The sequence below is a fragment of the Glaciimonas sp. CA11.2 genome (assembly GCF_034314045.1).
Classification (GTDB): domain Bacteria; phylum Pseudomonadota; class Gammaproteobacteria; order Burkholderiales; family Burkholderiaceae_D; genus Glaciimonas.
On record NZ_JAVIWL010000001.1, the window covers coordinates 4,750,863 to 4,773,972 of the forward strand.

Sequence of the window (23,110 nt, forward strand, 5' to 3'; positions counted from 1 at the left end):
CGCATCACTCCTCGCCCACTCCTTTATGCATCCAACAACCCAGCAGTTAACTCCTACGCACACCGATGTGGGTATGGAGATCAAACCAAGTATGCGGTTCAAAACATGCTTACGCAGACCCGTTGCATAGTTGACCAACAGATGGCGTCGACTTCCCTCTTGCGAAAACCTACAGATAGTCGACAGCACGACGTGGCTGCTTGCGCTACACTATCCCACTTTGTTAGCCTTTTATTCTCTTTTAGAGCAATCAGCATTTCTACATTCACCTATTCACTATGAAATTCGATGTCGCTATTATCGGTAGTGGTTTGGCCGGCCTGTCAGTTGCCCTCCATCTTGCAGAACAAAGAAAGGTGGTTGTCATCTCCAAGCGTGCTCTGCTTGACGGGGCCAGTAACTGGGCACAAGGCGGCATCGCCGCGGTGCTTGATTCCGGTGATAGCTATGATGAACATATCTCCGACACGCTGATTGCCGGTAGCGGATTATGTGATGAGACGGCGACACGTTATATCGTCGAACATGGCCGCGAAGCAATCGAATGGCTGATCGAGCAAGGCGTACCATTTACGCCCGATGCCAGCGCCGAGTTGGGGTTTCACCTTACCCGAGAAGGCGGCCATAGCCAACGCCGCATCATTCACGCCGCTGATGCAACCGGGCATGCCGTACAAGTGACGCTGGAACAAAAGGTACGCTCACATCCGAATATTACGTTGCTTGAAGACCACTACGCCATTGATCTGATTACCTCTAAAAAAATTGACGGAAAAGGGGTTTCACCGCAGTGCCTCGGTCTATATGCCAAGAACGTAAAGACCGGTAAAGTCCTCACCATCAGCGCTGGTCATACTGTGATGGCGACCGGCGGCGCAGGTAAAGTCTATCTTTATACCACCAACCCTGATACCGCTACTGGTGACGGAATTGCGATGGCGTGGCGGGCCGGATGCCGCGTTGCCAATATGGAATTCATCCAGTTTCACCCGACCTGTCTATACCACCCGTACGCCAAATCTTTCCTCATCACCGAAGCGATTCGTGGCGAAGGTGGCTTATTAAAGCTTCCCGATACAGAAGGTCAAGATGCAGGTAGACGCTTTATGCCAGACCACGACGAACGTGCGGAATTAGCGCCACGCGATATCGTTGCGCGGGCAATTGACTTTGAAATGAAAAAACGTGGTTTGGATCATGTTGATCTCGATATCAGCCACAAATCACCCGATTTTTTAAAAGAACACTTTCCGACTATTTATTCACGTTGCCTGGAACTTGGTATCGACATCACCAAACAACCGATCCCGGTCGTGCCTGCGGTCCATTTCACCTGCGGCGGTGTGGTCACCGATCTGAGCGGACGCACGGATCTGCCCGGTTTATACGCAGTCGGCGAAACAGCTTATACCGGTTTGCATGGTGCTAATCGCCTCGCTAGTAACTCACTCCTTGAATGCGTTGTGATTGGCCGTGCCACTGCCAAATACATCGAGCAACAAGCCAAACCAAAATCGAGACCGCTCCCGGCCTGGGATGAAAGTCGGGTTACCGACGCCGACGAAGAGGTCGTCATCGCCCACAACTGGGATGAGTTGCGCCGCTTTATGTGGAACTATGTTGGGATAGTTCGAACCAATAAACGGCTTGAGCGCGCCCAGCACCGCATCCGATTATTGAAGGAAGAAATCGATGAATATTACACACACTTCCGCATCAGCCGTGATTTGCTGGAACTGCGTAATTTGGTGCAAGTAGCGTCTTTGATTGTGGAAAGTGCGCTGTCAAGACGCGAAAGCCGCGGGCTGCATTACAGTCAGGATTATCCTGAAACATTGGCAAAGGCCTTGCCAACGGTATTGACGCCTGACAGGCATTAAGTTATCGGGTCTGACGGTGCCGCAGAATGGCAATTTTTCAGATATTACCTCTAAAGACTGATTGTTTCTACGCCCTACTTCTGCGTCATCATCAATCCCAGGAAATCAAGATCACCATCCTGGTTCTTGATTTCCTGTTTTTTCGGGAAGCTTACCTTTAGCGACCCATCTTAATCGAGTACGCGCAGTGAATAATCTGCTGCGCGGATATCCTTGGTCAGACTGCCAATCGAAATCCGGTCAACGCCAGTCTCAGCAATCGCCCGAACGGTTTCCATATTAATGCCGCCAGACGCTTCCAATAGCGCCCTGCCCGCAGTTAACTTGACCGCATCCCGCATTGCATCAAGGGTAAAATTATCGAGTAGAACCGATGTTGCACCGGCATTCAGCGCTTCATCCAACTCCACCAAATTTTCCACCTCGACCTGAATCGTTACTCCAGCATTCAGGTTTTGAGCGGCACGCATTGCCGCGCTGATTCCACCAGCGGCGGCGATATGGTTTTCCTTGATCAAGATACCGTCATACAATGCCAGCCGTTGATTATGACCGCCACCCACACGAACCGCGTACTTTTGCGCTAAGCGTAAGCCCGGCAACGTTTTACGGGTATCGAGTATTTTCGCGTTAGTGTCGGCAATCAGGTTGACGTAACTGCGGGTCGCGGTGGCAACACCGGACAGCAACTGCAGAAAATTGAGCGCACCGCGTTCAGCGGTCAGCAAACCGCGTGCTGGTGCAGCAATATCGCAGACTTTGCTGTCGGCGCGCATTACATCACCTTCGGCGTAATGCCATTCAATCTGAATGCGGCTGTCGAGCCGTTGCATGACCGCCTCAAACCAAGGCGCCCCACAAAGAACCGCTTCCTCGCGCACGATCACGCGCGCTTTTACCATGGCATCGGCCGGTACCAACATACCGGTGAAGTCTCCACTGCCGACATCTTCAGCAATACCAGTATTAATATTATTTTCAAATGCCGCTTGCAATGCCTGATCAAACGGTGCGAAACGGTTTTTCAATGAGCTATTTGCATTGTTTACATTACTGATAGGGAGACTCATGCGGGACCGATTCCTGAAAATAGTGTTTGTTCTTGTGCCAGATCGCTGGACGGACGGGTATTGGCTTTGCGCTCCGCTGCAAAGTCGAGCATGCGGTCAATACAGATCACTGCCTTGCGGCTGACTTCAGTATCAACGTGAATTTCGTTGCTACCAGACTCTAATACGTCGGCCAGATTCTGCAATCCGTTCATCGCCATCCAGGGACAATGCGCACAGCTTTTGCAAGTAGCGCTGTTACCGGCAGTGGGCGCGTCAATGAAGCGCTTGCCAGGTGCGGCCATACGCATTTTATGCAAAATACCGTTATCAGTCGCAACGATAAACTCATCCGCATCCAACATCTGCGCAGCAGCGATCAACTGAGAAGTGGAGCCAACAACATCGGCCTGATCCACCACATCTTGCGGTGACTCCGGATGCACCAACACTTTAGCTTTCGGATGCTGCTTGCGCAACAGTTCAAGTTCAATCCCCTTAAACTCATCATGCACCAGACAAGAACCTTGCCACAGCAACATGTCAGCGCCGGTTTTTTTCTGAATATATCCACCAAGATGCTTATCTGGTGCCCAAAGGATTTTTTTCCCTTGTGCGTGCAAATGGGCGACGATATCCAAACCGATTGACGATGTCACCATCCAATCAGCACGCGCCTTCACAGCGGCGCTGGTATTGGCATACACGACCACAGTACGGTCTGGATGGGCGTCACAGAACGCACTGAACTCGTCAGGAGGACAACCTAAGTCCAACGAACAAGTAGCGTCAAGATCGGGCATCAAAACGCGTTTGTGGGGGCTAAGAATTTTAGACGTTTCGCCCATAAACTTCACACCAGCAACCACCAACGTCTGGGCTGGATGATCGCGACCAAAACGCGCCATTTCAAGCGAGTCCGAAACACAGCCACCTGTTTCTTCTGCCAGATCCTGCAAATCTGCATCGACGTAATAATGGGCGACCAATACTGCTTGCTTTTCTTTTAACAAGCGTTTGATACGCGCCTTTAATTCAGTTTTTTCCTGCTGTGTAGGGTTGGCAGCGACCCTAGCCCAAGCTTGCGCGGTACAACTGCTGCCTTGCGCCATTTGCGGGCGCTCGAATTCAATAGTTTTAATAAGTTGCGATGGCATAACGATAATGAACCTGAATCTAGTGAAACGCCAATAAGAACTGAAACCAAAAAAAATCTGGCCTCAGCCGGTAGGAGCCTAATTTTAACGCCAACGCCGATTCAATGCTGCGGTATAGTTTTATTGCTTCTGTTAAAAATTTCACTTACTATCAATTTAACAAGAATTAGAGGCCTGACAGGGATGACACTTTTTGACAAAACCACCCGTGGAAGAGCAGAAATCGCCATCCGTGGAAATAATTTATCACCACGCTTGCGTACCTTGTTATTGCTCGTCGATGGCAAAACGGACAGCGATAAGCTGCTGACCAAGGTCGCTGGCTTGGGGTTGTCAGCTTCGCATCTGGAAATACTATTAGAGTCGGGACTCATTGAAGCCCACGTTACTGTTATCGCGCCGCTGACAGTTGCCCCCTCAACTAAGCCAGCAATCAACACGGATACTTTCAATGCGTCGGTAGCGTCACCACCTTCCGCTGCCCCTGTCTTCGGAATACCACAAACGCAAACAATTCTACCAATAGGAAAAAGTCAGTTCGAATGCGTTTATCGGTTTTACAACGAAACGATCAAGAGCATGATCGGTTTGCGTGGATATAGTCTGCAACTGAGGGTCGAACGGGCTAGTTCGATTGATGATTTCAAAGAAATAAGACAGCTTTATCTCGAAGCCATATTTAAGTCCAAAGGCAAAGAAATCACCCGCAGCCTGCGCGATCGACTCGATCAGTTACTTTATCTTGGCGAACCGGGGCCAAATTCTATCAATTTGGAATAGCACTTTAAAGAACGCCACTAAAGCGCAAAAAAAAGTGCACCTAAAACGTAGGGTGCACTTTTTTGACATTCACGAAGACAACCTCTTCACCAGCCACCTAAACCACCAGTCAACACTCGCAATCTAGCATAGAGAAGCAACTCCGCACCCATGTTGACTGCACTAGAATAGCCAATAACTGATCGTCAAATCAGTTACTCAATACCTTGGCTAGTCAGATAATCTTCATAATTGCCGCGGAAATCAACTATTTCAGTCTCTTTGACTTCTAAAATACGTGTTGCCAGAGATGATACAAATTCCCGGTCATGAGAGACAAAAATCAACGTACCGGCATATTTATCAAGAGCAATATTGAGCGATTCAATAGACTCCATATCCATATGATTGGTTGGCTCGTCCATTAACAAAATGTTATGGCGGCCCAACATCAATTTGCCATAAGTCATTCGTCCCTTTTCACCACCCGATAATACTTTGACAGATTTCTTGACGTCATCGCCACTGAACAACAAGCGACCAAGAATCGAGCGAACCGCCTGATCGTCGTCACCTTCCTGTGTCCATGCGCCCATCCAGTCAGTCAGCGTAATATCCGCGGCAAAGTTTTCAGTTGGGTCTTGCGGCATGTAACCTGGATTAGCGTTTTCTGCCCATTTCACCAAACCCGTATCTGCTTCGAGCCCGCAAATATCTGTGCCGCCTATGCTACGAAGCAAAGTGGTTTTACCCGCGCCGTTGGCACCGATAATCGCGATACGCTCGCCAGCTTCAACCATGATGCCAAAATTCTTAAACAGCGTACGGTCGTAACTCTTGGTGATGCTTTGCACATCCACAGCCAGTCGATGCAATTTTTTCTCGCCATCAAAACGAATAAACGGATTGGCGCGGCTGGATGGCTTAAGGTCTTCAACCTTAATCTTTTCAATTTGCTTGGCACGGGATGTCGCCTGACGCGCTTTAGATTTATTCGCCGCAAAACGACGCACAAAGTCTTGCAATTCAGCGACTTTATCCTTAGCTTTTGCATTGACTGACAACTGCTGCGCACGCGCTTGTGTGGACGCCAGCATATAGTCATCGTAGTTTCCGGGATATACCTTCAATGTGCCGTAATCCATATCGGCCATGTGAGTACACACCTGATTCAAAAAGTGACGATCATGGGAAATAATGATCATGGTCGAATTGCGCTGATTTAATACATCTTCAAGCCAGCGAATGGTGTTGATATCCAGGTTATTCGTCGGCTCGTCGAGCAACAGAATGTCAGGATTAGAGAACAGCGCCTGCGCCAACAATACGCGCAATTTCCAACCCGGCGCGACATTGCTCATTGGACCTTTATGCTGGTCCATCGCCACGCCAACTCCCATCAACAGTTCGCCCGCGCGTGATTCAGCGGTATAACCATCGTATTCTGCGAATTTGGCCTCAAGGTCGGCGGCCTTCATATAATCGTCGTCGGTCGCCTCAGGATCGGCATAAATTGCATCGCGCTCGGCCATGGCAGCCCACATTTCAGTGTGGCCCATCATGACGACATCAAGCACGCGCATTTCTTCGAATGCAAATTGATCCTGACGCAGTTTACCTAAACGCTCGTTCGGGTCCAACATCACGTTTCCGCCAGACGGATCAAGATCACCGCCCAAAATTTTCATGAAGGTCGACTTGCCGCAGCCGTTGGCACCGATCAAACCATAGCGATTGCCATCGCCGAATTTGACCGAAATGTTTTCAAACAACGGCTTGGCGCCGAACTGCATTGTAATATTTGCTGTGGATAGCACGGAAAAAAGCCCTTAGAAACAATATGGAATAACCTTCTATTTTACCATTTTGCTGCGACGTGTTCAGTCACGACCAAAAATAGGGTCGTTTTGCTGCTTAAATATCATCAAAAAAGTACTAGCAACCAACATTTAATGCATCTAAACCAAACTCATTCCGCTTAGAGTGAACATCGACATAATTAGTCAAACAACATTGCGCGCACCCTAATTCGGCGAATGTCGTACCGATATTAATCTCACCAATCAAGGGAACCTTTTCTGGAGGAAGACTTTCCTATAAGCCTCAATTCTACGCAGCGCGTCGCCATGGGCCTCGCAAATAAGGCGATCCAGTAGTAACAATACTTAATTTTTTTACCCGCAAAACAGGAAACACGTATGCGAACTCAATCGCCACATAACAATCCCACCATCGCTGCCGCTTCAAACCAGGAAGCCGGTCATCATCTTGCAGTTGCGACAGCCGGTGAGGCTGGAAATTACGGCGTCAATTATGTCAAGGAACGGGTCAACGACAGCGTAGTGTTGGAAATTCTTCGAAACGGAGCATGCCCTGAGGACCTAAAGAAGCAGCAACGCATCATGCAGCAGTCAGCAGGAACTTTCGGAAAAGCGATGAATAGTTTCACTTCGGAAGATTTTATTAAACTTACTAACGCAGTCAAACTTTATGCAATTGGAAATTGTGCTGATCTATGCATGCTCGCGGCACGCGCAATCGTTGAAAATGGCTATCCCCATACTGTTGAACTTTGCGGAATATCAGGCGAATTAAATGATTATTTCTTAGACCATGCTTTTTTAAGCATCCATTGTGATCCACAAAACGAGAATGCACGCAGCCATGTTATCGATCCACTCGTAGAATTGCTGAGTCCATCCGATCAAAGTCATTTTCTTGGCGCCGTTCAGCCGAAGACGTTTGAACAGCAACATTCTTATCGACATTTATTCTGTTACGCTATCCATCAAATAACTGGTGCCGCACAATTTGTGTCATTAGCTGATATTTCCAATCTGGAGAGACTTTCTATCGGGACATTTTCTTACACTCCCGATAGCCAGCTTCAATTCAATCCAAGCACAAGTTAGTCCTGATGTGAAAAGTTAACGCACAATTAACTCAGTAATGACGCGTGCCCAAAACTTTACAACATGTCCATCCGTATAAAAAGATAAATTAAGGCCGCGAGACCGTGTCGAGACCAAGAACGCTGGCATCCTCCGCGCCATATCCTGCTGAAATGAGCTGGTCCATTCTCACGGCAATCGAAGGCAATGCCGCCATCGGCCGATCACCTGTTGTCTCCAACATCAATCGAACGTCCTTGCGCGCCATCGCCAGTTCAAAACTCGCAGTGAAGTGTCCCTTGGCCATGCTTAGCCCTCGCCCACCAACCATGCCGTTCAGATCAAGCAGACCAAGCAATTTGATAGCATCTTCACCGTCAACACCGCTGGCTTGCGCGAGTGTGAGAACGTCCGCCATCACCGCGGTGAGGCCAATAATCATGGCATTGCCAAACAATTTGTTCGCTGCGGCAAGATCGGCGCGCTCACCCATATATTGGAGACGCTTGGTCATTTTGGCGAGATCCGCCTCGACGGATTCGAAAAGCGCCCGTGGCCCCGCAACCATCATCGCCCCTTGAGCATTGCGCGCAGCAGGTGGCCCCATAAAGACCGGACAGTGTAAATATTTCACACCAGCCGCATGTAATCTTTCGGCCCGCTCAGCAGTCAGCGTCGGTAATGTTGTAGTGTGATCAATCAGGATCGCATCAGGCAATAATCCACTGCGCGCCGCCGCAATAACCTCTTCAACTACTGCGTCATCCTTCAACACAATGTGAACTCTTGAAGCACCTTGAACCGCTTCAGCAGGCGTCGTTGCTGCCTTCACGCCAAACTGCGCCAGAGCGACAACTTTATCCATGGAGCGATTCCATGCAGTAACAGAATCACCACGTTTTGTAGCCGCCTCAGCGAAGGCGGCTCCGAGTAAGCCAGTACCAAGAAAAGCGATGTTTGCCATGACGTATCCTTTTAAAATTTAAGCTGAACAACAGAATGCGTAAATATAACACCGGTGCAATTTGGCAGATTACGACTGAGGGCTTTATGGCGGCTAATCAATACTCATCGACTTCACCACGATGCTCTACTTTCGCTCCACAAACGGCGCAATGCCGTTTTTTATGTTTATCTGCTTCGTACGATCTTCAATAGGCGACGGCAATAGATAAGTCTCGGGCTTGCTGGTTTTTGTATGCCAATCTATCAACACTGCTATTTACAGCCCACCCTCTTGTCCGCCGCGCTTCGCAAATCATCCAGCTTATTTACACAAAGCTGTCCGGTCTTTAGAAGAAATCAGAGGAGCTGTTTACACTTTATTCGCTATATTCTCTAGAATACAGCGCTAATAGCAAAATAATTGCCGACAACAGATCCCCGTTTCATCGCGAGGTGATGCCTCCCCACTTACGAGCACCGACCGAATTGATGCGCGAGCGAATTAAGCAATGGCACGTTTCCGTTTGGCCCTCTACGAAAAGGGTTAAGACATCGCTGGGACTAAATTTTGATATTGATCAAGACAAGCTCTATAACGTCGCCATTGTTGCCAACATCGACAAATGTGAAGACGGGTGACGTAAAAACATTCTATGAAAAGACAAGCAAAATGAACCACCACAAAACATGTATCAAATACGTAATTTTTTCCTTCGCTTTAGGTACGGGCGCTGCAAATGCTGCATCGGATGCCCAGGCACCAGTCAGAGTATTTGCTGCTAGCAGCTTAACCGGTGCAATGACTGCCGTCGCCAAACTCTATTCTCAGCAGACCGGGCAGCAGATCGAAACGGTATTTGGTCCAGCCGGATTGTTGTTGGACCGTATCGAAAATCGCGAACCGGCTGATATCCTTGTGTCAGCTAATATGGAACATCCGCAGAAACTTGCGGACGATGGATTTGCCACGCAACCTGTTGTTTTGGTACGCAACAGATTGTGCGCGACAGCGCTGCCTAACTCCAACCTCACCACGGAAAATTTGCTGGACCGCTTGATGGATCCGCGCGTCAGGTTAGGCACCTCGACACCGAAGGCCGATCCCGGAGGCGACTACGTTTGGATGATGTTTGCGAAGGCGGAAAAAGTACGGCATGGCGCACAAGCCGTTCTGGAAAAGAAGGCACAGCAACTGGTGGGTGGCACGAACAATCCACCTGTTCCTCAAGCAAAGGATGCAGTGAAATATTTCTTTGCACAAAAGAAAGTGGATATTTTCCTCGGTTATTGCAGCTCGCGTCAAACCACTCCTGACCCCGAGTTAACGTCTGTCGAACTGCCGGAAGCACTGTCAATCACCGCCGACTATGGTTTATCTGTCGTGACGCGGGAGCCGAAATCTCATATCGCTGCATACCGATTTGCGCTGTTTCTTTTAAGCCCGCAAGCGCAAAAAATAATGAGTCAGTATAAATTTACGGCGGTGGCGATCTCCTCAGCTAAATAGATAATCATGCTATCTGTATTTGGCCGAGACTATTTTAATGGTCGTGCGTTTGCTTTCTTATCGATAAATATCACAATGGCCTAGCCAAAACGAATGCCTTTTCAGGACAACACAGACGATTCAGTCACTTGTCGATGACGGAATAATTAAGCCCGTCGATGCAGAGGCTATGGCGCGACTTATCAATGGTACTGCCCATATTGGCGCTCTTTGAATTGCAGCTTCTGATGCGTCATCAACCATGTTAGTCAAAGCAGTCGACGCATTTCGCCCAGCTTGCGTCGGAACTACTGAAGGCCAATGAAGGATAGCACTGGACGCTTACATGACGCGCTTGTCAACCTTTTGGATCTTGTGGCTTGGCCGTACCCAAATACGCCAAAAAGTAAGAGTATTCATGGACTTCTTTGTCGAAAGATTTAATGCGGAACTCAACGCTAGTCTCGATGGAAACGTACGCCGCGCAATTGACATACACGAAGGAGAGGACATGAACGAGTCCGCCTTTAGGGCGCTCGTTAACCAAGCGGTTGCTCTTAACGGCTCTGGCAAGGCAAAAACTGCAAAAAAATAAAGTAGTGAAGAATTCCGCCATAGAAAATACCCGACAACGCGCGATTTTTACGAGCGCAGAACTGACCAGATTTCTCGTTAGAATTCTGCCGTGGTGATCGATAGCAGGCCATTGCAAAGGCGAGCCTTGGGATTGATGCTTCGGCGCACCTCTCCCTTCAATCTGATGGCCTACCTCTTGTACTTACCTCTTGTACTTGACGCAATCAGGCGAGAGACTATTATTGGGTGTGGCCTTGGCTTTTAACTTTTTCAATACCGGCCTTATTCAACTCAGTCAACTCAGTCAACTCAATCACGCCAACTTACTTCCTGGAATCATTTAGTCGCCGATTTAAAATATGCCGCTTCCGCGACAACAAATCGAAAGGAAATGATCATGCAAACCAAAGGTATCATCCGACTTCATCGTGTGCTACGTGCAAATCCAGAACGCATCTATCGTGCATTTTTACACGCTGACGCAATGACCAAGTGGCTTCCGCCATACGGTTTCACCTGCAAGATTCATCACATGGATACAACAGCTGGCGGCACTTACAGGATGTCGTTCACAAACTTCGCAACCGGCCAGGAGCACTCCTTCAGCGGAGAATATCGTGAACTGGTACCGTTCGAAAAAATTCACTACACGGACAAGTTTGACGATCCGAACCTTCCAGGAGAAATGCAAACAGTGGTGAGCTTGAAGGAAGTGCTGTGCGGAACCGAAATCAGTATCGTGCAAGAGGGATTGCCGGAAGCCATTCCGCTGGAGATGTGTTATCTCGGTTGGCAAGAGTCGCTCGCGCAACTTGCCAAACTCGTCGAGCCAGAGATTTCGGGGTAGCCAGGCAAGGCACGTTCTGGTCTGGTGTGGCGTTCTCAAAGACCAAGTGCAACACCTTCTGCTGTAAGGTGCCGCCATGGCGAAAATTTACAAACATTTAACTACTCAGGAACGCGCCGTCGTCATGACCATGCGCGACGACCTGTGCTCCACCCGATCCATTGCTAAACGCCTTTGCCGTTCAGCCAGCACGATTAGCCGCGAACTCAAACGCACCAGCGGTGCCGGCGTCTACGATGCCAATCTGGCCCACGCACAATGCCAGGCGCGTCGTGTCCTGCCGCGACGTCTTCCCAAACTGCACGCGGACGGGGCCTTGTTCCAGGTCGTCCGGCATCAGCTAAAACTCCTCTGGTCGCCGCAGCAAATAGCGCGCAAACTCAGGGCCCTTTGGCCCGACAATTCTGAGAAATCTGTGTCCCACGAGACCATCTACAACGCCATCTACTTGCACCCACGCGGCGAACTCAAGCGTGAGCTGATTGCCTGCCTGCGTCACCACAACCAGGTCCGTAAGCCACGCAGCCGTGGCACCGATCGCCGGGGTCAGATCCCAGATATGCAGAGCATCCACATCCGGCCTCCAGAGGTCGAGGACCGCCTCATTCCCGGCCATTGGGAAGGGGACTTGATCAAGGGTGCCGGCAACCGCTCATCGGTGGGCACGCTGGTCGAGCGCACGACCGGCTTTGTGGTGCTCGCCAAGATGGACAACGCAACCACCAAAGCGGTCGTCGACAGCTTCTCGGCGGTGCTCAACCGCGAGCCGGCAGCGATGCGCAAGACCATGACTTACGACCAAGGGCGCGAGATGCACGGCCACAAAATCCTCACCGAGCGCACCGGTGTTCAGATCTATTTCGCCGACCCGCACAGCCCTTGGCAGCGCGGGTCAAATGAAAATACCAACGGCTTGTTGCGCCAATACATGCCCAAGGGTTCGGACCTGTCGATCTACTCTCAGGACGAACTCGACGCCATCGCCTTGTCGCTCAATACGCGTCCAAGAGCAAGGCTCGATTATGAGTCGCCACTCGTCGTTTATACTCAGCACATCGCGTTGCTACAACATCCGACTGACACTGTTAATTAACCCAGTGTTGCGCTTGGTATTTGAAACCGCCTGTTTTAATCTCTTCTTGGGAAAGCCTTATTTTCCATCGGACGGCGGATACTCGTCGCCTACGCAGGATGTTGAACCAGAATCCGAACGAAAGGCTTTCAAATGGCGCAGCATCGATGCTTGCGCCAACGCCCTGCTTTTCCCGTGGACGGCGCGATCCGTGACGCACTACTCAAATCCCTATTTTTGAGCGTCACTTACGTATTTGCTTCAAAACGAAGGTAACGATTAGGATTACGTCGCGGGTTTGATCCGCAAATCTATCACGCTCAAAAAATCATAGGCAGTGAAAATGCTTTTGTTTGCACAGGGCGGCTGTGCGTTTGAGCTAAGGCACACGGTATTTTTGGCAACTACATGGTTTCATGTTTAGTGTCGATGGGGCCGAATTATTTCCCACACACAAAGACAGGGTTCACGCTCGAATACGGCATATCCAATCGGGGGGATTTAGTAGAAAACAGAACGCAAGCACCTACGCTGGATACACAAATCGCATACCTACACAAATTGTGAGAGGCACTATAAAGATTATGTTTTTTAACGGTGAAGAAAACGATTAGACCACCGACTGCGATCACCAACTCTCGGTTTTATTTGTCGAAAAATCTTACACAATGCGAGATGCGATATGTCATATTTTAGCTAACCTATTGATTAGGTTGATATTATTAATATGACATGTTTTATGCTTACCTTCTATTGCCTTATTTTCTCTCACAATAAAAAGAAATATATCCAATTGGAGTTCTTGATGAAACATAGCACTTTTCGCGGTTTAATGGTCACGGCAGCTTTAATTGGCGTCAGTTTTGTAGCTCAAGCCAATGTATTTACACAGCCAAGTTACACACAAAATACGACATTTACCGACGCAGATCCCGGGACGACCATGACGCTTGCCTGGGATGGGGTAAATTACTATACGGCATCAGGTGGCTCTCAATCTAGCCCCTATTCAAAGTACGCTGCTAATGGCACTTTAATCGCTTCGGCATCACCTTCGCCCGGAATTGACTTCCGCTCGGTGTTCACCAATTCTTCAAATAATTTGCTAGCGCGCGGCTATGGCAGCAATGTTATTTACCAACAAACCTCATTTGGTCATTTTACGAGTTTGGTAACGTTGAATGGCGGATCCTTGGATTCTCAGTCTGCCGTTGTAATGAATAGCGCGGGCACCGAATATTTGGCACAATCCGCGGGTCAAGTCCGCTCCTGGGATCTAACGGGTAACTATCTTGGAGCCATCACTTTAGCGGGTTTTAGTGGATCTCAGGCTAGCTATCCACAAGGCCGTGGATTGGCTATCGTTGGCAATGATTTATTGACCTACTACAATGGCACTGTGAATGCATGGAGTATGACTGGCCAAGATCTTGGCTCGGCAACTCTGATATCCGGCGGCACTAGCTTTGATTCTAACTTCAGTTATAGCTATGCGAACGATCAGTTCTGGGTAGTGGATCAAGCTAAAGGAACATGGCGTGGTTACGATATTGGTTTGACAGGTGGCCAAGCGGTGCCGGAGCCTGCAACCCTGGCATTGCTAGGTTTGGGACTGTTTGGTATCGCTGTAATGCGAAAAAAACGTTTAATGTGATTTTCAATTAACTGATCTGCGATGAGGTATTCCTCAGCTTTTTTGGCGCTATAAATGCCATTCAAGGCAAGGAATAACTCACCACCGAGGATGCTGCCGGCATGGCGCGTCCCCGATGTGACCAAGTGAATCTTTTCAATGGTAGCAAGAAACATCTGTTGGCATAGAGCTGATCAATGCAATCAAAGGCCGCAAACAATCGCGCCCGACAACTAAATTCGTACGGCAGACATTCCGTCGATATTTATCAGTCAAATAGGCCAGCCTAACCAATGATCATTTCAGGCGTCCAAGTCGTGCCGTAAGCAAATCAAAAAAACCCTGGGCGTCACCGTTTTCGATCCAGAATGCATTTTTGTTTTGGTCAAGCGTGCCATACCAATCGGCGACAGTCTGACCAAAACCTATTCCCTCTCGGCTATCGATGTCAACGTGGATCTGCTTGCCGCTGAACAGCTCTGGCTTCAGCAACCACGCTATAACGCTGGCGTCATGTACCGGACCGCCAGACAAACCGTAATGCAGCATGTCGGCGGGAACATAGGCGTTAAGTATGTCGCTGACCAGCGTACCCGCCTGATTGTGTAATCCGGCAATCTGATTGAGCCGCTGCGGACTGGTCAGAATCTTGTGGGTGACATCGAGCGGTATATAAGTCAGCTTGACACCGCTTGCCAACACCACCTGCGCGGCCTGGGGATCAGCGAAGATATTAAATTCTGCGACTGGTGTAATGTTGCCGCCGTTGAAATGCGCGCCACCCATCACCACGACTTCCTTAATGCCGTTGGTAATCTCCGGTGCCTGCATCAGTGCCAGCGCGAGATTGGTTTCCGGCCCGAGCATGGCGATGGTGATGCTATGTGGTTTGGCCTTGCTCAAGGTATTGATCAGATACTGGACCGCGTTACCGGAAGCCAACCCTTGTTTCGGCTCATGCACGGTCACCCCCGGCAACCCTTCTTTACCGTGGATGTTCTCCGCATAGATTGGCGTCCGCATCAGTGGTTTTGGCGCTCCCGCATACACGGGCACGTCTTCACGCCCAGCCCATTCGCGCGCTAGCCGGGCATTACGTGAGGTTTTATCGAGACGGACATTGCCTGCTACGGTGGTGATGGCCAACACATTGAGCTCTTGGGGCGATGCCAGCGCCAGAAGTAACGCCACTACATCGTCGGCGCCCGGATCGGTATCGATGATGAGATCGCGCTTTTCGGCCGCGTGAGCGGATGTTATGCTCAATAGCGACAACAGTAATAAGCCTCGCAGAAGCTGCCTACAATAAAGATTGAAACGTTGCATAAGTAAATTCCTTGTCCTATGTGGAGGATATGTGTGGAGATGGCAGCGATAAGCCAGACAACAGTGGATATTACCGCAAGGTTGATAACGTCCTTTTAATTCGGCGAGGGACGGATAGCGGGATTTGCATATGCAACTTGTTTTGGACGGGACATAAAATGGGACCGGACAAATAAAAAAGTCTCGCCGAATGTCATCGTGGGAGACTTTTCTTGACCAGGTAGCGGAAATCACCTAATCAGCGGACCATGGAAAAAATGAGGAATCAGCCTCTGGTATGCTTAGTTGCTTTGCGTCGTGAAGCGACGAAGCCTAAGATTCCAAGACCCAACAAAGCCAGCGAAGTCGGTTCAGGAACGGCGGAGACACGGACATTATCAAAACCCTCGGTTGAAATGAACCCACCATCGGTGAATGTCTGGATTGATGCAGTGGTAAATGATTCGCCAGCGCTAGCAATAACACCAAAAAAGCCACTCGATTTGTAATTGAAAACTACCGTAGTCAAGGCATTGACTTTCAATGAATAGCTATCAGTAACATCCGTATCGAACCAATCGAAACCAAGCGCCTGAACCGCACGACCAAAACTAAAGGTGGTAGTAGGACCGACGTTACCTTGAGTTCCCTCCCCCCAACCATAGAAATTTTGGCCGGAAAAATTTGCCGGAATCGCCGTATTGTCACTGCCACTAATAGATCCGGTCGAAATGCCGCTCTTGTTACCGTTCGCTACGCTGGACAGCGAAAAACCGTTAAAGGTACCGGCAAAATTATTGCCAGATACGTTGGGGGTAGCAGTGCTAAAGGTTTCTAGAGAGGTTGCACCCGCAGCAGCCTCAAATAACGCCAGGTTAGTGTAAGTTGTGAGGGTTGCCTGTGCCGATACCGAAAATAATGTTGTGACGGTAACGGCAGCAACGAAAGCGATTTTTTTAATATTTTTCATAACTTCCCCGTTAAATAATTACCCTAAAGTCGCTGCCGTTGATTACATAGCTTTAGTTGCGCACCTTAGACATGAAATAGATTTTCCAATGACTAAATAGCAATAGTTATGCCACATATACTATTTGTTTTAAATCATGGACTTATGATTTTTTCAAACCTATCTCACGGCAAGAGTGTAAAAAATACTGACAATTTGATCTGCGTCGACCAGGAAAATACAATACGTGAGGCACCGGCTGCTCTCCCTATCGCCATTTTTTTAATTTGTAATTGGCTAAGGGGTCACCCAAACGCTTTGGATCATCCGCGAACGCATCGCGTCTAATCACTTTTTTATCAACTGAAAATCAAGACTTCACAGATTTTACCGTCTTGCTTTATGCTCTTTTCGTCCCTGATAAAAAGGAAACCAGGTTTGAAAGCCTGAAAACACAAAATCGCACAAAACGATCTAGTGCCTTTTTTTATGTGCAATCATCTCTCTTTGCCTCAAAGGGCGGCTGTGGCGGGCAAGTCTTCGTGCTTGCTGGTTTGCTTTTGTGCGCCAGTCTTCCAACTCTACCATTTGCCGCCCACCCGCTTGGAAGCGGGGCGCGGGTTTAACCACACACAAAAGAAAACATCATGCCTTATACCCTTTCGCTTTCAGCCTGCCCTTAACTAATCCACCGGCGTCTTGCTAGCCAAGTCAAAACACTCCAAAAATGACAGCCAGGTAAGCGAAACTGCCACTCGGCATTTGTAATATGATCAGAACACCTATTAAACTCGGGATTTTTACCGTCATTGCCCATGCCTTATGATTATCGCGATATCGGCGGTTTGCAAGGCTCTCTCAACACTCACTATGCGGAGTAAGCAATGAATTCAACATTGAAAGAACTTTTGGACGAGTTGGAAGAGTTCGGTCACGCGAATGACGATTTGATGAGGGATCGACCAGGCCGCATGTTGAACATTACGCGTGACACGGGCGATTTTTTGTCTGTACTGATAAAAATCATGAGCGCTAAACGCATTCTTGAAATCGGCACTTCTAACGGCTACTCAACCCTTTGGTTAGCTGATGCTTCACGGACTTTTGATGGCAAAGTGACGACTGTTGAGATGTCGGCATTTAAAATTGCAATGGCGGCAAAGAACTTCGTCCGAGCGGGCTTGGCCGACCATATCACCCAAATTGAGGGAGATGCTGGCGCCGTGTTGAGCGGTGCGGCAGATGCGGCCTTCGATATGATTTTTCTGGATTCAGACCGCTCTGAATATGGTGGATGGTGGCCGGATTTGAAGCGTGTGCTGCGTCGTGGTGGATTGCTGGTGGTGGATAACGCCACGTCTCACGCTAAAGAGATGGCGCTATTTATCAACATAATTCAAGCAGATGGCGATTTTGTGACGAGCCTGGTTCCCGTAGGGAAAGGCGAATTTCTTGCAACAAAGGAAAAATGAAGTCGCAATATTCCTACAATTATGCCGTCGCTTTCCCGCGCGCCTTTCCACCAATCGCCAGCAAACGTTGCGCCAGGCAAAATATAAACAGCAATGCGCCGATGACGATCTTGGTCCACCACGAGCTCAGTGTGCCGTCGAATGTAATCAGTGTTTGAATGACGCCGAGGATCAATACGCCCGATAGCGTGCCCGCAACATAGCCGTAACCACCGCTCAATAACGTGCCGCCGATGACAACTGCTGCAATGGCGTCGAGCTCTGCGCCTTGGGCGTGTAAGCCGTAGCCGGACAGCATGTAAAGTGAAAACAGAATCCCGGCCAGTGACGCGCAAAATCCGCTGAAGGAATAGATCAGTATTTTGGTACGGCCAACCGGCAAACCCATCAGCAATGCCGATTCTTCATCACCGCCAATGGCGTAGACGGCGCGACCAAAACGGGTGTAGTGCGCGAGATAGATCGCCACCCCCAGCATGACGAGGGCAATCATGACGCTGGGAGAAATGAACGCACCGAAAAACGTCAATCTGGCCTGCGATAGCGACACGTAGAGCGGGTTATCGATGGTGATGGAATTGATGCTGATGAGGTAGCATAAACCGCGCGCAAAAAACATTCCCGCGAGCGTGACGATGAAGGCCTGCAATTTAAAGAAATGAATCAATGCGCCCATGAATGCGCCAAATAGCGATCCGATCAGGAGTACGCAAATCATGACAAATAACGGCGGCCAATGCAGGCTTTCGAGCAAATAGGCCGAGATCATTGTGGTCAGCGCTAATACTGAACCGACCGACAGATCAATCCCGCCGGACAGAATCACAAAGGTCATGCCAATACCGATGACCAGCAAATAGGCGTTATCAATCAGGAGATTGAAAAATACTTGCACTGAAAAAAATCCAGTATAAGAGAAGGAGCCAAGACCGAACATGATGGCAAATAACGCCACCGTAATCACGGAGGTGAAATAAGGTGAATTAAATAATGAGCGGGTCTGCGATGCAGCAGACTTGGGCAATGTCAGTGATTTGGGAAGGTTTTGTATGGCGTTCTTCATTATTTGGTCGCCGCAAAAAAATGTTTGAAACTGCGTATTCCGGCAGCAGAAAAATGCCAGCGAAATTGCGACGATTGTGACAAACAAACGATGAATACGACGATGGACTTGACCACCATGTTTACCTCAGGTGGAACGCCAATTGAATAGATGGTGTAGGTCAGTGTCTGAATAATTAATGCGCCGATGATGCTGCCAACCAAACTGAATTTACCACCGGCCAAGGATGTACCACCCAAGGTCACGGCCAGGATTGCGTCGAGTTCCATCAACAGACCGGCGTTGTTGGCGTCGGCACTTTTGATATTGGCGCTAATCATGAGACCCGCCATCCCTGCGCAGGCGCTGCAAAACATATACACGAAAAAAATCAGTGCCGAGGTTTTAATACCAGCGAGTCGGGATGCAACCGGATTAATACCGACAGCCTGAATAAAGAGACCAAGCGCCGTTTTACGCATCAGCAACAATAGTAAGCCACCGACCGCCAGCACAATAAATAACGAGAACGGCAGACCGAATAAATAGCCACTGCCGAGAAAGAAAAACGGTTTGTAATACACCGTGATGATTTGTCCGTCAGTGAGCAATTGCGCTAAACCGCGCCCCGCCACCATCAGGATTAAGGTGGCAATGATGGGCTGCAAACCCAAGGTGGAAACCAACAATCCGTTCCAGACGCCGCATAGCAACGCCGCGCCCATGGCGATCAAGAGCGCAAACACCATCGGCATTTTGCTGACGTATTCTGGTGCGCCGTTGATCATCACCATATCGCCGCCGATCAGTCCCGCAGCGACCGCGCCAGAGATCGCCACGACTGCACCGACCGAGATATCGATGCCACGTGTGGCGATGACTAATGTCATGCCAAGCGCTACCAGCATTAACGGCGCTGCACGATTGATGATGTCGATCACGCTGCCATAGAGATGTCCATCTTTGATTTCTAATCGAAAAAATCCGGGGATCATGATCAGGTCGATTAGCAGTAAAAGGGCTAACGCTGCCGTGGGCCAGAATAAGGGATGTTGCATCCAGCTGGATTGGCTTGCAGTTGGTAAGGCTAATGCAGTCGAGGCAGTCGAGGCATTAGCTGCGATTGCAGATTGTTCTGTTGGCATAGCCGCTGATGGTTTCAGTTGTTTATCGACACTCATGCTGCATCTCCGGCAATGACTTGCAGGACTGATGCGTCGTCCAGCTCACCGCGCAAATACTGGCCGCACGCTTTGCGGTCCCGTAACACCAGAATGCGGTCGCTGCAACGCAATACTTCGTCAATTTCAGATGAGATGAACAGAATTGCCATTCCTTTGCGACAGAGTGAAACGACATAATCCATGATTTCCTGCTTGGCACGCACATCAACGCCACGTGTCGGTTCGTCCAGAATGAGCATTTCGGGATCGGTCGCCAGCCAGCGCGCCAACAATGCTTTTTGCTGATTGCCACCGGATAGCTTGCCAATGGGGGTTTCTGCGCTGGGCGTTTTAATACCAAGCCATTTAATATAATTATTGGCGATTTCCTGCTGGCGCTTGCGACCGATGACATGCATCAGTCCTGCCCGCGCTTGCAAGGCTAGAATAATATTCTCTCGCACGCTGAGTTCAAGAATCGCGCCTTCTTCTTTGCGATTCTCTGACGAGAATCCAATACCGGCAGCAATCGCGTCACGTGGCGAATTAAATTTGTGAATCTTACCTTTGATGGCGATGGTTCCCGAGTCTGCTTTATCTGCGCCGAACAATAGACGTGCCGCTTCGGTCCGCCCGGAACCCAATAAGCCACATAAGCCAAGTACTTCCCCACTGCGACATGTAAGATCCAGTGGTGTCAACGCGCCTTTACGCCCAATTCCTGCTGCCTCCATGTAGGTGGCGCTGCTGGCTGAGTTTTGGTCCACCTCGGTTAATGGCAATGACTGCAAATTTTCTTCACGCGCGTTGCTGAGCGCAAGCGCTTCTTCAGCGCTGACGCCAACCATTTTGTTGACCAGGTCGTAGCGGGATAAGGCGTTGACGAGGTATTCGCCTTCACGGATGCCATTACGTAATACGGTGATACGATCAGAAATATCGAATGTCTGTTCTAGGAAATGTGTCACAAACAAAATGGCCAGCCCTTGTTCACGCAGGCGTCGCAATACAGTGAACAGCATTTGGACTTCATTGTCATCAAGACTTGAAGTTGGCTCGTCCAGAATTAATACTTTGGCTGAAATGCTGAGTGCGCGTGAAATGGCGACCATTTGCTGCACCGCCAGCGAATAGCGTGATAACGGCGCGGTCACATCGATGTCAACCTGTAATTCGGCCAATAATGTTTGGGCATTTTGTTTCATCATCGGCCAATCGATGAAACCATTTTTCATCGGATAACGGCCAATAAAGATATTTTCAGCAACCGATAGATTGAGACATAAATTGACCTCTTGATAAACCGTGCTGATTCCAAGATTTTGGGCTTCCAGAGTTGAACGCGGTTGCACCGGTCGACCGTTTAACAGGATACGTCCGCTATCGGGTTTATAAACACCGGTCAATATTTTGATGAGTGTTGATTTTCCAGCCCCATTTTGGCCCATCAACGTGTGCACTTCTCCCGGAAATAACAGGAGATCGACATCAGTTAATGCCTTGACGCCGGGGAATGCTTTATAGATGCCACTGAGTTCTAACACCGGCTTCGAGCGATGTTCAGGACTAGAAAATGGGGTCGATAATGGCGTAGTAATGGATGTCATCATGGGCAAAAGACTTCCCGAAGAATCCCATTACCGGCACAAAAAAGTTAAGATGCGCGCAGCAATGGGATGAGATGCATTAGCCATACAACAGAACAGTGAATGACTGAGCGTCAGAACCGTCGCCCTTTGCACACTTGCGTCTACTCCGATTCTGTTTTGCAAATCGGGAGCAAACGCTAAGGTCGTGCACTAAGTTTGCTCCGGTCCTGGACTAGGCGTCAATCATTGTCGCTCGTGGTTGCTCGTGATGTAGCGCCAACCGTTTAGTGTCAATACTTACGGTTTGGAAACTCTTTAGCAGCGATTTCGGCTGGGAACACGCCCTCCACCGTGGTGATCCGTTTTGGCACTGATTTACCAGCAACGATGTCTTTGGCAACTTGCATCAATTGTGGTCCCAGCAATGGACTGCATTCGACGGTGACGTTCAACTTACCCGCCATCATGGCTTCGAATGCGCCTTTCACACCATCCACCGAAATGATGAGGATGTCTTTACCTGGTTTAAGACCGGCTTCTTCGATTGCCTGAATTGCTCCAATCGCCATATCGTCGTTATGCGCGTACAAGACATTGATTTTCTTGCCTTCAGCTTTAAGGAAAGCTTCCATCACTTCCTTGCCTTTGGCACGCGTGAAATCACCTGTTTGCGAGCGGATAATTTTGAGACGTGGATTCGTGGCGATCTCTTGCTCGAAACCGGCTTTGCGGTCAATCGCCGGTGCAGACCCTACCGTGCCTTGCAATTCAACGATATTGATATCACCGGCTGGCATGGTCTTGGCGCGCTCTAGCAACCAGCGACCAGCACGGTGTCCTTCTTCAACAAAGTCAGAACCAATAAAGGTGACATAAAGCGATTTATCTGTGACGTTGACCGCGCGATCCGTGAGGATAACTGGAATTTTTGCGCTTTTGGCTTCTTTTAGGACAGTGTCCCATCCTGATTCCACTACTGGAGAAAATGCAATTACATCCACTTTTTGGGCGATGTAGGAGCGGATTGCTTTGATCTGGTTTTCTTGCTTTTGCTGTGCATCCGAGAATTTAAGCGTGACACCGGCTTTGCCCGCGGCGTCTTTGATCGACGCCGTATTGGCGGTGCGCCATTCACTTTCAGCGCCTACCTGCGCAAAACCCATTACTAGTGATTTGTCTGCGAATGCAATCGATGCAATCCCAAAATCTAGTCCTAAAAATAATGCGGACGCTAATATTTTTTTGCTGGTTAATTTCATTTGTCTTCTCCTTGGAGCTGGTTTAACACGCTGTTT

19 protein-coding genes and 1 pseudogene are annotated in these 23,110 nt (G+C 49.1%); 10 read left to right on the forward strand and 10 right to left on the reverse strand.

Translation table 11 applies throughout. From position 1 onward, the window contains the following. Positions 1-278: 278 nt before the first annotated feature. The gene (gene nadB / locus RGU75_RS20615; RefSeq protein ID WP_322239202.1) at positions 279-1,880 is read left to right on the forward strand and encodes an L-aspartate oxidase; all 1,602 of its coding nucleotides are present in this window, start codon (positions 279-281) and stop codon (positions 1,878-1,880) included. A 170-nt stretch (positions 1,881-2,050) separates the two neighbouring features. Here nadB and nadC read toward each other — a convergent pair whose 3' ends face one another. Then, positions 2,051-2,950 carry a carboxylating nicotinate-nucleotide diphosphorylase gene (gene nadC, locus RGU75_RS20620; protein WP_322239204.1) on the reverse strand — a complete coding sequence of 300 codons (900 nt, stop codon included), beginning with the start codon at positions 2,948-2,950 and terminating at the stop codon, positions 2,051-2,053. After that, positions 2,947-4,086, reverse strand: coding sequence for a quinolinate synthase NadA (nadA, locus tag RGU75_RS20625; RefSeq protein WP_322239206.1), 1,140 nt, complete (start codon positions 4,084-4,086; stop codon positions 2,947-2,949). Before nadA ends, nadC begins: the two co-directional genes overlap by 4 nt. A gap of 183 nt (positions 4,087-4,269) precedes the next feature. On the opposite strand from nadA, the gene RGU75_RS20630 reads away from it, so the two are divergent. Beyond that, a complete protein-coding gene (locus tag RGU75_RS20630; protein ID WP_322239208.1) occupies positions 4,270-4,866 on the forward strand; it encodes a hypothetical protein in 597 nt (198 codons plus the stop codon). A 194-nt stretch (positions 4,867-5,060) separates the two neighbouring features. Here the strand turns inward: RGU75_RS20630 and RGU75_RS20635 are convergent, their stop codons facing one another. Beyond that, positions 5,061-6,662, reverse strand: coding sequence for an ABC-F family ATPase (locus RGU75_RS20635; RefSeq protein WP_322239210.1), 1,602 nt, complete (start codon positions 6,660-6,662; stop codon positions 5,061-5,063). 381 nt (positions 6,663-7,043) lie between these two features. Here RGU75_RS20635 and RGU75_RS20640 point away from each other — a divergent pair, with 381 nt between their 5' ends. Further along, positions 7,044-7,757: a hypothetical protein gene (locus RGU75_RS20640; protein WP_322239212.1), complete on the forward strand. Its 714-nt coding sequence runs from the start codon at positions 7,044-7,046 to the stop codon at positions 7,755-7,757. A gap of 88 nt (positions 7,758-7,845) precedes the next feature. On the opposite strand, the gene RGU75_RS20645 is transcribed toward RGU75_RS20640, so the two are convergent. Further along, positions 7,846-8,700, reverse strand: a complete 855-nt coding sequence (locus tag RGU75_RS20645; protein WP_322239214.1) for an NAD(P)-dependent oxidoreductase — start codon at positions 8,698-8,700, stop codon at positions 7,846-7,848. 651 nt (positions 8,701-9,351) lie between these two features. On the opposite strand from RGU75_RS20645, the gene modA reads away from it, so the two are divergent. The 6 genes and pseudogenes from modA (at position 9,352) to RGU75_RS20670 (ending at position 14,316) form a co-directional block, all read left to right on the forward strand. Beyond that, positions 9,352-10,188 carry a molybdate ABC transporter substrate-binding protein gene (modA, locus tag RGU75_RS20650; RefSeq protein ID WP_322239216.1) on the forward strand — a complete coding sequence of 279 codons (837 nt, stop codon included), beginning with the start codon at positions 9,352-9,354 and terminating at the stop codon, positions 10,186-10,188. A gap of 67 nt (positions 10,189-10,255) precedes the next feature. Beyond that, positions 10,256-10,402: a hypothetical protein gene (locus RGU75_RS24000; RefSeq protein ID WP_416186885.1), complete on the forward strand. Its 147-nt coding sequence runs from the start codon at positions 10,256-10,258 to the stop codon at positions 10,400-10,402. A gap of 219 nt (positions 10,403-10,621) precedes the next feature. After that, positions 10,622-10,762, forward strand: a pseudogene (locus RGU75_RS20655) (DUF1801 domain-containing protein); the annotation flags it as partial. Positions 10,763-11,140: 378 nt separating this feature from the next. After that, entirely contained in the window at positions 11,141-11,590 is a 450-nt protein-coding gene (locus RGU75_RS20660; RefSeq protein WP_322239218.1) for an SRPBCC family protein, read from the forward strand. 76 nt (positions 11,591-11,666) lie between these two features. Beyond that, positions 11,667-12,683, forward strand: coding sequence for an IS30 family transposase (locus RGU75_RS20665; protein WP_322234666.1), 1,017 nt, complete (start codon positions 11,667-11,669; stop codon positions 12,681-12,683). A 718-nt stretch (positions 12,684-13,401) separates the two neighbouring features. Next, positions 13,402-14,316 (forward strand): PEP-CTERM sorting domain-containing protein, encoded by a 915-nt coding sequence (locus RGU75_RS20670; RefSeq protein WP_322239220.1) that lies wholly within the window; start codon positions 13,402-13,404, stop codon positions 14,314-14,316. Between the two features lie 276 nt (positions 14,317-14,592). Here the strand turns inward: RGU75_RS20670 and RGU75_RS20675 are convergent, their stop codons facing one another. Further along, a complete protein-coding gene (locus RGU75_RS20675; protein ID WP_322239222.1) occupies positions 14,593-15,621 on the reverse strand; it encodes a nucleoside hydrolase in 1,029 nt (342 codons plus the stop codon). Positions 15,622-15,886: 265 nt separating this feature from the next. Then, a complete protein-coding gene (locus tag RGU75_RS20680) occupies positions 15,887-16,570 on the reverse strand; it encodes a PEP-CTERM sorting domain-containing protein (RefSeq protein WP_322239224.1) in 684 nt (227 codons plus the stop codon). Positions 16,571-17,433: 863 nt separating this feature from the next. Here RGU75_RS20680 and RGU75_RS20685 point away from each other — a divergent pair. Beyond that, entirely contained in the window at positions 17,434-18,021 is a 588-nt protein-coding gene (locus RGU75_RS20685) for an O-methyltransferase (RefSeq protein ID WP_322239226.1), read from the forward strand. Between the two features lie 19 nt (positions 18,022-18,040). On the opposite strand, the gene yjfF is transcribed toward RGU75_RS20685, so the two are convergent. From yjfF to RGU75_RS20705, 4 genes are all read right to left on the reverse strand, one after another. Beyond that, positions 18,041-19,084 carry a galactofuranose ABC transporter, permease protein YjfF gene (gene yjfF, locus RGU75_RS20690; RefSeq protein WP_322239227.1) on the reverse strand — a complete coding sequence of 348 codons (1,044 nt, stop codon included), beginning with the start codon at positions 19,082-19,084 and terminating at the stop codon, positions 18,041-18,043. Then, entirely contained in the window at positions 19,084-20,121 is a 1,038-nt protein-coding gene (locus tag RGU75_RS20695; protein ID WP_322240697.1) for an ABC transporter permease, read from the reverse strand. Before RGU75_RS20695 ends, yjfF begins: the two co-directional genes overlap by 1 nt. 119 nt (positions 20,122-20,240) lie before the next feature. After that, complete coding sequence (locus RGU75_RS20700; RefSeq protein ID WP_322240699.1) at positions 20,241-21,833, reverse strand: sugar ABC transporter ATP-binding protein; 1,593 nt, start codon at positions 21,831-21,833, stop codon at positions 20,241-20,243. Between the two features lie 272 nt (positions 21,834-22,105). Continuing rightward, on the reverse strand, positions 22,106-23,074 hold the full coding sequence (locus RGU75_RS20705; protein WP_322239229.1) for an ABC transporter substrate-binding protein: 969 nt from the start codon (positions 23,072-23,074) through the stop codon (positions 22,106-22,108). Between the last annotated feature and the right edge of the window lie 36 nt (positions 23,075-23,110).